Source organism: Myxococcales bacterium (genome assembly GCA_012517325.1).
Classification (GTDB): Bacteria; Lernaellota; Lernaellaia; order Lernaellales; family Lernaellaceae; genus JAAYVF01.
The window spans coordinates 1-12,052 of sequence record JAAYVF010000040.1; the positions used below are offsets into that span (position 1 = coordinate 1).

A 12,052-nucleotide genomic window follows, 5' to 3' on the forward strand; every position below is an offset into this window, starting at 1 on the left:
AGGATCTGTCTATACAGAACCCCTGGCGACCACGCTTGATGAAAACGGCGATTTATTTGTCGCCGGAACCTACAGTGTCGAAGAAGAAGTGATCGAAAACGTCGGCGGCTGCGGCTGCTGATTCGATTTCCTGCCGACGTTCTCACCTTCCAAATCCGCTTTACATGGCCATCGATCCTAGCGGATCGAAGACCACGGCACCCCGAAATGAATGAATCGCCGACGTTTTCACCTTCCAAATCCGCTCGGCATGGCCATCGATTCAGTGTCTTTCAACCCGACTTTTTAATTTCAACCACTCCTCATTTTTTTCTTGACGGTGGCAAAAAAATGGATACGATGAAAACGAAATGAATGAAAACCGTTTACAAAGGGTTTTTCGATGTCGGATGAGAAACTGAACGTTGCCGCACTGCTGAGCGGGGAAGCGTCCGAGAGCGAGGACAAGACCCGCCTGCGCATCATCACATACGCCCACCGGATTTTTCTGGAGCGCGGTTTCCGCAAGATCACGGTCGAGGAGCTGTGCGCCGGCATGGCGCTGAGCAAGCGCACCTTTTACAAGTACTTCAAAAACCGCGACGACCTCGTGCTGGCCATCCTGCAGGAGGTCGTCCGGACGCGGTTCAGCAAGGTTTTCTTCAACTTGAATTCCGACCAGCCGGTGCGGCAGGTCATCCTGCGGCATTTTCAGCTTTTGCAGGAAGAGGCCTTTCAAAATATCTCGCTGGTATTCTTGTCCGACGTGCAGGATCTGATGCCCGAGCTATGGGAGTTCATCGATCAGGTGCGCGCTCAGGTGGCGCTGGGCCTGGGCCGGCTCATCGAACGCGGGCAGCGCGAGGGGGCGATTCGCCGCGAGATCGATCCGGAGGTTTTCGGCAAGATCATCGAGGCCTTTTTGCTGCGGGTCGCCGATCCGCGTTACGTGATGACCCTGGGTCTGAACCTGCAGCAGGTCGCCGGGACGATGCGGGAACTCATCATGCACGGCGTGATGGTTCCGGAAGAGGAAGGAGGCCGCTGATGCTGGCCCGGATTTATCCCTATGTGTTGGCGCTGGTCATTCTGCTGGGCGTCGCCGCCTTCGCCCTGGACGCCCGGGCGGCGGAAACGGACGCCTGGTCGTTGGACGACGCCATCCGCTTCGCCATGGAGCACAACCCCGACATCAAGGAGCGGGCGGCGGGTATCGAGGTGGCGCGCCAGGCGAAAGACGAGGTGCTGTCCGGGTTCATGCCGCAGCTCAACCTGACCGGCGGCTACCAGTACATCGACAACGTTCCGGAGATCGACGTCAAGTTTTCCCCCGATCTTCCCGCGGGGATGCCGGAGATCAAGATCGACAAGAGCATCCGCATGGGCGCCGCCGACAACTACAAGGTCGAACTGGGGCTCAATCAACTGCTGTTCGCCGGCGGGCGGGTCTATTACGGCTACCAGGCGCGCGACCGGCAGGTCGAGGCGAAGGAAATGGAGACCGCGGCGGCGCGGCTGGCCGTGGCGCGCCAGACCGCCGAGGCCTATTACGGCGTGCTGATCGCCCGCGAGGTGTACGCGGCCCAGTCCGCGGCCCTCGACTCGGCGAAGGCGCACCTGGAACACGTGACCCATCGGTTCGAGGCGGGCGCCGCCTCGCGCTTCGAGCTGCTGCGGGCCCAGGTGGAGGTCGCCAACCAGGAGCCGGAGGTCAGCAAGGCCGCCGCGCTGATCGAAACGGCCGAGGCCGGGCTGCGCCGCGTGCTGGGCGCGGAAAAGGACCGGCCGCTGCATCTGGCGGGCAAGCTGGAAACGGCGATTCAGCCGGCGCAGGAGGCGCAGATCCTGGACGAAGCCCTGAAAAACCGGCCGGAATTATCGGCCCTCGCGGCCGGCCGGGAAGCCTTCGAGGAGGCCGGTCGCAGCCGGCGCGGCGAGATGCTGCCGGCCGTCGCCCTGACCGGAACCTACGGTTTTCAGAAGCCGTACTACACGAACCTGGACGGCGACTACAACTGGACGGTCGGCGTCGGGCTTTCGCTGCCGCTGTTCGACGGCCTGCGCGCCTATCGCGGCATGAAGAGCAACTACGCCCAGGCCGAGGCGATGGATCAGAGCGCCTGGCGCACCAAGCAGGACATCCGGCTGGAGATCCGCAACGCCAGCCTGAACCGCGACGAATCGATCACCCGCATCGCCTCGACCCGCGCCAACCTGGACCGGGCCGGCGACATGGTGGCGATCGCCGAGAACAGCTTCACGGCCGGCGCGGTGACCAGCCTGGAGGTGATCGACGCCCAGCTCGCGGCGACGCGGGCGCGGGTGGCGTATTTGAAGGCGTTATACGATTACCGGATCGCGGCAGTGCGGCTCGCGGCGGCGGCCGGCGACTGGCAGGCGATCGGGAGGTAGCGGCGATGAAGAAAGTCATTCCGTTGTTGTTGGTTCTGGTCCTGATCGGCTATTTCGGTTACCGCTCGTGGGAAAAGGACCGCGCCGAGAAACTGGACGATCGGTTTTACGGCACCGCGGAGGCCGAGGAAGTGATTCTGAGCGCCCAGGTGATCGGCGAGGTGCGGGAATTCAACGCCCAGGAGGGGCAGGCGGTCAAGGCCGGCGACCTCCTGGCGCGGATCGACGATACCTCCCTGCAGGCCCAACTCAAGCAGGCCAACGCGGCCGCCCACGCCGCCGGTTCGCAGGCCGAGGTCGTCGCGGCCAACCTCAGCGGCGTCAACACCGAACTGGCCCGCATCGACAAACTGCTGGCCAGCGGCTCGGCGACCACGATGCAGCGCGACACCCTGGGCACGCAGAAGGCCGCGCTGCTCGCCCAGAAGCAGGCGATCCTCAGCCAGGTCAAGCAGGCCAAGGCCGCCGCCGGCGTGGTCGAAACCCAGATCGACCACACTCGCGTCACCGCCCCGGTTGCCGGAACGATCCTGCGCACCCACGTCCAGCTCGGCGAAACGGTTTTTCCCGGCTCCGCGCTGCTGACGATGGCCGACCTGACGACCATGGAGGTTTACGCCTACGTGCCCGAACCGATGCTCGGCCGCGTCAAGCTGGGCGAAACGGTCGAGATCTTCACCGACGCCGAGCCGGGCAAGCCGCTGGCCGGCACCGTCAGCCACATCGCCGACAGCGCCGAGTTCACGCCGAAGAACGTGCAGACCAAGGACGAGCGCGTGCGCCTGATCTACAAAATCAAGATCCTGGTTCCCAACCCCGACGGCGTGCTGAAGATCGGCATGCCGGTGGACGTGCGGTTCACCGCGAGGTAGCCATGTCGTTGCTGGAAGCGGCCGGTTTGCACAAGGCGTTCGGCGAGGTGAAGGCCGTCGGCGGCATCTCGTTCAACGTCGCGCCGGGCGAAATCTTCGGCCTGATCGGCCCGGACGGCGCCGGCAAATCCACCACCCTGCGCCTGATCGTCGGCCTGCTCGACGCCGACGGCGGCCGCATCATGGTGGACGGCCTGGACGTCGCCCGGCAACCGGAGGAAGTGCGCGACCGCCTCGGCTACATGCCCCAGCAATACAGTCTGTATCCCGACCTGACCGTCGCCGAAAACCTGCGCTTTTACGCCGACATGTACTTCGTACCGAAAAAGGAGCGCGCGGCGCGGCTCGAAAGGCTGTACGCCTTCTCGCGCCTGAAGCCTTACGCCGACCGACCGGCCGGCAAGCTCTCGGGCGGCATGTACAAGAAGCTGGCGCTCTCCTGCAACATGATCCACACTCCCAAGCTGCTCCTGCTCGACGAGCCCACCAACGGCGTCGACCCCCTGTCGCGTCGCGAATTGTGGCAAATCCTGTACGCCTTCGCCGCCGAGGGCGTGGCGATCGTGGTCAGTACGCCTTACATGGACGAGGCCGAGCGCTGCCACCGCGTGGCGCTGATCCACCAGGGAAAACTGCTGGACGTGGACGCGCCGGCGGCGATCCTCGGGCGTTATACCGACCGCCTGCTCGAACTGGTCGCCGACGAACCGCGCGCCGCGCGCGAGGCGCTGGCCGGCGTGCCCGGCCTGAATCGCATCTATCCGGCGGGCGAGGCGCTGAAAATCGCGGCGCGGAAGGACGTTGCCGCCGCGGAGGTCGTCCGGCAGGCGCTGGCGGCGCGCGGCCTGTCCGCGCGTTCGCTGCGCGAGACGCGGCCGAATTTCGAGGATGTGTTTTTGTCCCGCGTGGAGGACCGGCCATGAAGGTCGTCGACGCCCGCGAGCTGGTGAAACGGTTCGGCGATTTCGTCGCCGTCGACCGTGTTTCGCTGGACATCGAGGCGGGTTCGGTTTTCGGTTTTCTCGGCCCCAACGGCGCCGGCAAAACCACGATGATCCGCCTGCTGTGCGGCCTGCTCGTTCCCGAGGAAGGGCAGGCGACCGTGCTCGGTTTCGACCTGCGCCGGCAGACCGACCGCATCAAGGAGCGGATCGGCTACATGAGCCAGCGTTTTTCGCTCTACGCCGATCTGACCGTCCGTCAGAACCTCGAATTTTACGCCGGCGTCTACAACATCCCCCGCGCGCGGCGGCGGGCGCGGCTCGAGTACGCGCTGCGCATCGCCGACCTGCAGGCCGACGCCGGCCGCCTGACCGCGACCCTGCCGGGCGGGGTGCGCCAACGCCTGGCGCTGGGCGCGGCGATTCTGCACGAGCCGCAGATCGTGTTTCTCGACGAGCCGACCGCCGGGGTCGATCCGGTCAACCGGCGCCTGTTTTGGGATCTGATCGACCAGCTGCGGCACGCGGGCACGACGGTGTTCGTCACGACGCACTACATGGACGAGGCGGAGAACTGCGACCGGCTGGTGCTGATCTACTCGGGCCGCAAGATCGCCGAGGCCTCGCCGCGGGCGCTGGTCGACGAGGTGTTGGCCGGGGCGATGTTCGAGGCCGCCGGCGCGCCGCCCGACACCATCGTGCGGCAACTGGCCGGGCAGGCGGGCGTGCAATCGGCCCAGGTGTTCGGCCTGGCGGCGCGGGTGCTGCTCGACCGCGGCCCCGACCCGGCGGGCGACCTGGCGCGGCGGCTGCGGGCGGCCGGCCTGCCGGGGCTGCAAATCCGGCCGGTGCGGCCCACGCTCGAGGACGCGTTCATCCGCCTGATCGAACTCGAGGACGAGCGCATCCGCGCGGCCGGGGGGCGGACGCGATGAAAAGCCGCATCCCCGCCATCGCCCGCAAGGAAACGCTGCACATCCTCCGCGACTGGCGCACCCTGGCGATGGCCTTCGTCCTGCCGTTGATCCTGATCCTGCTGTTCGGCTACGCGATCACCTTCGACATCAAGCACCTGCGCCTCGCGGTGGCCGACGAGGACCAGACCAAGGCCAGCCGCGCCTTCGTCGAAAAATTCACCGCCAGCGACTACTTCGTCGTCACCGCCCGCCCGGCCCACGCCGCGCAACTGCCGGAATTGCTGCGCGACGGCACGGCGCAGGTGGCGCTGGCCATCCCCCAGGATTTCGCCAAGCACCTCGAACAACTGCGCGGCGAAACGGTGCAGATCCTGGTGGACGGCGCGGAGAACAACACCGCCAGCATCGCCGGCGGCTATTTGCAGACGATCGTCGGCGCCTACAACCTCGAACGGGTCCGCGACCTGCTGGCCAGCAAGGGCCTGGGCACCGCCGGCATCCCGCCGATCAACCCCGAGGTGCGCATCTGGTTCAACCCGTTGGTCGATTCGGCGACGACGATCGTGCCGGGCCTGATCGCGGTGATCATCATCCTGATGTCGGCGATGCTGACCAGCCTGACCATCGTGCGCGAGCGCGAAAACGGCAGCCTGGAGGGGCTGATCGCCACGCCGGTGCGCAAGCATGAAATCCTCGTCGGCAAGATCATCCCATACTTCGTGATCGCCCTGCTCGACACCGCGCTGATCGCGCTGGTCGGCGTGTTCGTCTTCGCCGTGCCGTTCAACGGCAGCGTGCCGCTGTTCCTGGCGATCGCCGCCGTGTTCACCTTCGCGGGTCTGTCGATCGGCCTGATGGCCAGCGTGGCCTCGAGCAACATGATGCTGGCCAACCAGATCGTCCTGCTGACGACGATGCTGCCCAGCCTGCTGATCTCGGGATTCATGTTCCCCATCAGCTCGATGCCCGATTGGGTGCAGGCGATCACCTACCTCGTGCCGGCGCGCTACTTCATCGCGATCGCCCGCGGCATCATGCTCCGGGCCGCGCCGCTCGAGGATTTGCTCGGTCCGACGGCCCTGTTGCTGGGCGTCGGGCTGCTGTTTTTCGCGCGCGCCAGCGCGACGTTCCGGAAGAAGCTGTAGGAGGCGACGGTGTTGCGCATTCTGCACATGGCCCGCAAGGAATTCATCCAGGTCTTCCAGGACCGGCGGATGGTCGCGATCCTGTTCGTCGCCCCGGTGCTGCAATTGTTCCTGTTCGGCTACGCCATTACCACGGACGTACGCAACATCGACCTGGGCGTGATGGATCTGGACGATTCGTCGGCCAGCCGCGAACTGACGCGGGCGGTGCTCAATTCGGGCTATTTCGTGTTCGCCGGGCAGCTGGACGGCGACGAAGCGATCGCCGGGGCGCTGGTGCACGGCGACGCCGACGTGGTGCTGGTCGTGCCGCACGGCTTCGGCAACGACCTGGCGCGCGGCCAGACCGCGACGGTGCAGGTGCTGCTCGACGGCAGCGAATCGAACTCGGCCAACCTCGCGGTGGGCTACCTCGGAAAAATCCTGCTCTCGTACGGCGATGTGGCGCTGGAGCGGCGGGCGGCGCTGCTGTCCGCGCGGCTGGGCGGGCGCCCGCTGAGCCTGCCGATCGTCAACGCCGAAACGCGCTACCGTTTCAATCCGGAGTTGAAATCCTCGTGGTTCATGGTGCCGGGCGTGCTGGGCATGATCATGATGATCATCACCATGCTGATGACCAGCCTGGCGATCACCCGCGAGCGCGAGATCGGCACGATGGAGCAGCTCATCGTCACGCCGATCCAGCCCTGGCAACTGCTGGCCGGGAAGATGCTGCCGTTCGCGCTGATCGGCCTGGTCGACGTGACGCTGATCCTGCTGGCGGCGATGGGGCATTTCGGCCTGCCGCTACGCGGGTCGCTGGCGCTGCTCTACCTGGCGGCGGGGGTTTTTCTCTTCACAACGCTCGGCCTGGGCCTGTTCATCTCGACCATTTCGCACACCCAGCAGCAGGCGATGTTCACCTCGATCCTGATCATGATGCCGGCGGTGCTGCTCTCGGGGTTCATGTTTCCGATCGACAACATGCCGCGGTCGATCCAGTACCTGACCTACGCCAATCCGCTCCGTTATTTCCTGATCATCGTGCGGAATGTCATTTTAAAGGGTTGCGGCTGGAACGTGCTCGCCCCGCAGTTCGGCATGCTCTTCCTGCTTGGGCTGATCCTCTTCGCCCTGGCCAGCTTGCGGTTCCGCAAGACGATCCAATAAGAACCTCGATCATTTCTTTTATTTTTATCGACGATATTTTCGTATTGAGAAAGGTTATTACAAACGGATGGCGGGAAAATAATTGTCACTGAGTGTCATAACATTGAAATATAAAAAGCTATTTTTCTTGACGATTTGGCTATGAGTGTTGTAATTTTTATAAACTGTTGGATGACCATGAACTTCATGGCGGCGCCGAAAGGCTTGGGAATTGCGAATGCTCGTCGGTAAATTCTCCCTTTTTCGTTATCCTTTTGCGATATCCGCGATACTGAAAACTTGTTCCCCGATCAGGAGATCCTAATGATCAGGAAAATTGGCCTGTTTCTTTTGATTTCAGTCTTTTTAGCAGGGATCTTTATTGCGTTATCCAAGCAAGATCGTTCGGAAGCCCGGGAACCCATGAGCGACAGTTCCGATTTTCTGGATGAGGATCCTTACCTGGGCGACGGCGCTTATGCCGAATGGGCCGCCGACGGATCGGAAGTAATCGGTCCCGACGGTGGCGCTTCCCTGGCGACGCTGATTATTCACGGACGCGAAACCGAGGACATCGTTGTTCGGTTGACGATGGTCGCCAATATCGGTGCGCTGCGTACAACCATTTTGGACGACGAGGTCGCGGTAGGCCAAAACGCTGAAACGGCAATCTCTTTGGATGTGCGGCCGGCGTTTTCCTTGCACCCGAAACAACAAATGTACCCGACGAAGATCTCCGGAACCGTGGAGGTCGTTTCGTCTCCGAAGGGGTATTTCAAGGGACAGACGGTGCTCTATCTATACTTCGCGCTCAAAGGCGAACAAGCATCGATCTACGATGCTCAAACGTTTTTCGAAACCTATCCCCGTGGCGTGACCGACGAGTCCTAACTGGCGCGGGTGCAAAAACTCATTGAATCCAACGAGGATCGCGGCGAGTTCGCGCAAGGCGGCATCATTCCAGCGGGCGTGTATGAATTCGAGCCGTTGGCGAAGTAAGTTATAGTAATTGAGAATTGAGGAGATCATACATATGCCCAAAAAAATGATGGTGTTGTTTTATATATTGGTGGTTTATGCGATATTGACATCAAATGCTTTTGCATTGTCTCAGTCAGTTCGATTTTGTTTTAGAATTGATATTAATTTAAGTGATGCCTCGAACACTGAGGGCGATTACATTATAAATAATAATCCAATTGTTGCCTATGGTATCAATGCGAAAGTCAGTGAAAATGGAACAGGAATAGATCTGTTTAATGGTTGGACCGATGCCGATACCGGCTGTACTCCGTACATGACTATGTCCACATTAAAATCATATTATATCAGAGCTTATAGTATATCCAAATCGGCCGAGAGCAATTATATCAAGGTTCATGTCGGTAGTGGAACGGGCATTTACACTAAGCCATTGGATTTAGATTTTACTCCAAACGGGTCCGGAACATGCACTTACCATTGGGAGCATGATCCAAACCAATCGGATGATTTTAATGAGGGGAATGTATTGGCAGTTGCCAGTTTCGCGATCAGACGCAAACCTGCGGGGCTCGCGGCTAAATGGTTTGAGTTTTACGATGAAACCTGTAGCGGAGACCCTAATGATGGTGCCTGTTTTAAAAACGGTAATATATATATCGACGATGGAGGAAATATTGCCCAAAATGCCAAAACTGGCATTACCCACGAAATGGGTCATGCAGTAGGCTATTTTTCAAACGGCAATCAAGGGGCCCTGCATAGTTATAGTGATACGGGAAGCAACTTGGTATGCGCATCGACAGATGATGGACATAATTCGCATAGTCGAGAATATCAACGAGCTGCCGCTGTAGAAGGAATTGCTCATTTTTATGCGGCTGCTGTTTATAATATTCAAAATGAAGGGGATTGTACTTTTCGCACGGAGGATTGCGAAATCATGGCGGATTGGCTTCATAACCAATGTAGAGAGCCTTACGATAATCGTGGTGTCGAAAACGATTGGCTTAGATTCTGGTGGGATGTGTATAATGTCTTCGACTTGAATGTTGATGATATATTTAATATTTGGAATTATGCCAATCCAAATACTTGGACGGATGAATCGGTTTATTATCGCTTTCGAAATGTTGCTATGAATCAAGGTTTTAATATGGCAACGTGGGACTTATTAGGAATGCACAATGGAGTATATGAGGGAACATGGTGAAGAATGCAAAAAAAATGAAACGAAAGGAATATTAGAATGATAACAGTAAATAAAATATTATGCTATTTTGTTATAATACTATTATTTATGGTAATGTCATGCGACAAGAAGGGGGAGGAAAATGATGATGACCATTCCGGTGACGATTCGTTCAACGATGATGATACATCCCCCGACAATGTTACGCCTGAACCTCCGGATGGAACTTGGATCGACTATGAAACGGGACTGATGTGGCAGAATCCCGGCGTTCCCTCTCCTACCATTCAGACATGGTTCGATGTGAAAGAATACTGTGAAAATCTGGAATTGGCCGAATATGGGGATTGGCGACTGCCCACAATATCGGAATTACGTACATTAATCCGCGATTGTGCAAAAACAATTGTTGGAGGTGAATGTCATGTAACGGATGAATGTACGGACTATTATGAATGTAAAAACAACGCTTGTTCAGGCTGTAGTAATCCTGGCAGCAGCGGAGAGGATTATATCTTTTGGCCTTCGGAATTAATTGGTGAACCATATTATAATTATTGGTCGGCAACGGAAGTCACGGATATTGAGCAATGGGTTTATATTGCTGATTATTATAGCGCGGCCATTACGACTTGCGATTACATAAATACTCTTGGCAATTTTTTACAAATTCGTTGCGTACGGACTAACAATGTTACGAAATAGGCAATAATAAACGGGAGAAAGATATTGTTTGGATGTAAAAGGTCTTATAGATTAATATTACTTATTGTCCAGCTTGTATTGATAATTTCATGCAGTGCCAATGACGACAATGTTAACTCTTTGAACTCCGACAAGAAATTAACCACCGAACCTCCAGCCGGCACCTGGATTGACTACGACACCGGTCTGATGTGGCAGAATCCAACAGAAATGGGGTTCATTGGAGGGACTTGGGATGAAGAAAATTCCTATTGCGAAAACCTGGTTCTGGCACAATATTCGAATTGGCGTCTTCCATCGATATCAGAACTTCGTTCGATTGTCAGAGGATGTAAGTCCTCTGAAACAAACGGCACCTGTGGTGTGAATGACGACTGCCTGAAAATGGAATGCAGGACTGACGAATGCAATGGTTGTGAACCTAAACCAGACGAAAAATACTATTGGCCGGATGAGTTGGAAGGGAATCCATATACCATCAACGGTCACTGGTCAGTCAGTCAGGTTGGCGATGATGATAAAAATGCATGGATTATGATATTCTATTCCGCGTCAATCCAATTAGAGGATAAGGATAACATTCTAGATGAGGGATTAACGACTCGTTGTGTGCGAACCATGACCACGGAGTAGTGGATAATCGAAAGCAAGGAAAAACGGGAAGGTAATGGATAATAGACGTTTCCAGTTGATACTGATATTTGTATTAGTTCTTTTTACAGCATTTTCGTGCAAGAATGATGATGACGACGATTCCGGCTCCGATGAAGACCCGACCCCCGAGCCACCAGCCGGCACCTGGATTGACTACAACACCGGCCTGATGTGGCAGAAAGAGATTGTCGATAATTGCTATGGCCTTTATTACACCTGGGATCTGGCGATTGGATATTGCGATTCGTTGGAGTTGGCCGGTTTTTCGGATTGGCGATTGCCGACGATTTCCGAGTTGCGCTAGCTGGTGCGCGGTTGTGAGGTGACAATGACCGGCGGCGCATGCGGCGTGACGAACGAGTGCGCCGACTATGATTGCCGAAACGATGCATGTATCGGGTGCGATTTAAAAAACGATACGGAGAATAAATATTATTGGCCAAATGATTTAAAAGGGGAGTCATTCACTGATAATGTATATTGGTCAATCACCGAGGAAATTAATAATGCACCGTTTGTCTGGACGCTAGGATTTATCATCGCGAATATTGAATCGGAAGAAAAAGAAAATACTCTGGGATATGCGCTGACGACGCGTTGTGTACGAACCACGACTGACGAAAAATAGATAGATAGATGGAATATTTATAATGATTATATTTCTTAACAAGTATTCTCCATTATTAATGATGGGATTTTTATTCCTTCTGCTCTTCTTTTCCTGCCACGATGATGGCGATGATTCCTCCAGCTCCGACGACGCTACAACCCCCGAACCTCCCGCCGGCACCTGGATCGACTACGACACCGGCCTGATGTGGCAGAAAGAGATTGTCGATAATTGTTATGGCCTTTATTACACCTGGGATCTGGCGATTGGATATTGCGATTCGTTGGAGTTGGCCGGCTTTTCGGATTGGCGGTTGCCGACGATTTCCGAGTTGCGCTCGCTGGTGCGCGGTTGCGAAGTGACGATGACCGGCGGCGATAACGTACAATTTCTTTCGCACTTTGGGATATTGAAAGAGTCCTCGAATCGGTTGAAGGTTGAGTCATCACCAAACAACCCAATGACCGAAGGAGGACTCTATGGAGACGAGGGTATCGAAAGCGGGAACCGAACGTC

The 12,052-nt window shown here is 57.2% G+C and carries 14 protein-coding genes; all 14 read left to right on the forward strand.

Features of this window, described 5'->3' with window-relative positions; translation table 11 throughout:
- Positions 1-382: 382 nt before the first annotated feature.
- Complete coding sequence (locus GX444_07475) at positions 383-1,027, forward strand: TetR/AcrR family transcriptional regulator (protein ID NLH48428.1); 645 nt, start codon at positions 383-385, stop codon at positions 1,025-1,027.
- Complete coding sequence (locus GX444_07480) at positions 1,027-2,391, forward strand: TolC family protein (GenBank protein NLH48429.1); 1,365 nt, start codon at positions 1,027-1,029, stop codon at positions 2,389-2,391. The genes GX444_07475 and GX444_07480 overlap by 1 nt, the downstream gene beginning before the upstream one ends.
- A 5-nt stretch (positions 2,392-2,396) precedes the next feature.
- Positions 2,397-3,263 (forward strand): efflux RND transporter periplasmic adaptor subunit, encoded by an 867-nt coding sequence (locus tag GX444_07485; protein ID NLH48430.1) that lies wholly within the window; start codon positions 2,397-2,399, stop codon positions 3,261-3,263.
- Between the two features lie 2 nt (positions 3,264-3,265).
- Positions 3,266-4,186 carry an ABC transporter ATP-binding protein gene (locus GX444_07490; GenBank protein NLH48431.1) on the forward strand — a complete coding sequence of 307 codons (921 nt, stop codon included), beginning with the start codon at positions 3,266-3,268 and terminating at the stop codon, positions 4,184-4,186.
- On the forward strand, positions 4,183-5,139 hold the full coding sequence (locus tag GX444_07495; GenBank protein ID NLH48432.1) for an ABC transporter ATP-binding protein: 957 nt from the start codon (positions 4,183-4,185) through the stop codon (positions 5,137-5,139). The genes GX444_07490 and GX444_07495 overlap by 4 nt, the downstream gene beginning before the upstream one ends.
- A complete protein-coding gene (locus GX444_07500) occupies positions 5,136-6,266 on the forward strand; it encodes an ABC transporter permease (GenBank protein ID NLH48433.1) in 1,131 nt (376 codons plus the stop codon). Before GX444_07495 ends, GX444_07500 begins: the two co-directional genes overlap by 4 nt.
- Positions 6,267-6,293: 27 nt before the next feature.
- Positions 6,294-7,415 (forward strand): ABC transporter permease, encoded by a 1,122-nt coding sequence (locus GX444_07505; GenBank protein ID NLH48434.1) that lies wholly within the window; start codon positions 6,294-6,296, stop codon positions 7,413-7,415.
- A 303-nt stretch (positions 7,416-7,718) separates the two neighbouring features.
- Positions 7,719-8,285 (forward strand): hypothetical protein, encoded by a 567-nt coding sequence (locus GX444_07510; GenBank protein ID NLH48435.1) that lies wholly within the window; start codon positions 7,719-7,721, stop codon positions 8,283-8,285.
- 142 nt (positions 8,286-8,427) lie between these two features.
- Entirely contained in the window at positions 8,428-9,588 is a 1,161-nt protein-coding gene (locus GX444_07515) for a hypothetical protein (protein ID NLH48436.1), read from the forward strand.
- 36 nt (positions 9,589-9,624) lie between these two features.
- On the forward strand, positions 9,625-10,272 hold the full coding sequence (locus tag GX444_07520; protein NLH48437.1) for a DUF1566 domain-containing protein: 648 nt from the start codon (positions 9,625-9,627) through the stop codon (positions 10,270-10,272).
- 120 nt (positions 10,273-10,392) lie between these two features.
- Positions 10,393-10,905 carry a DUF1566 domain-containing protein gene (locus GX444_07525; GenBank protein ID NLH48438.1) on the forward strand — a complete coding sequence of 171 codons (513 nt, stop codon included), beginning with the start codon at positions 10,393-10,395 and terminating at the stop codon, positions 10,903-10,905.
- Between the two features lie 34 nt (positions 10,906-10,939).
- Positions 10,940-11,230: a DUF1566 domain-containing protein gene (locus GX444_07530; GenBank protein NLH48439.1), complete on the forward strand. Its 291-nt coding sequence runs from the start codon at positions 10,940-10,942 to the stop codon at positions 11,228-11,230.
- Between the two features lie 24 nt (positions 11,231-11,254).
- On the forward strand, positions 11,255-11,554 hold the full coding sequence (locus tag GX444_07535; GenBank protein NLH48440.1) for a hypothetical protein: 300 nt from the start codon (positions 11,255-11,257) through the stop codon (positions 11,552-11,554).
- A gap of 22 nt (positions 11,555-11,576) precedes the next feature.
- The coding region (locus GX444_07540) for a DUF1566 domain-containing protein (protein ID NLH48441.1) at positions 11,577-12,052 on the forward strand (476 nt) is incomplete at its 3' end.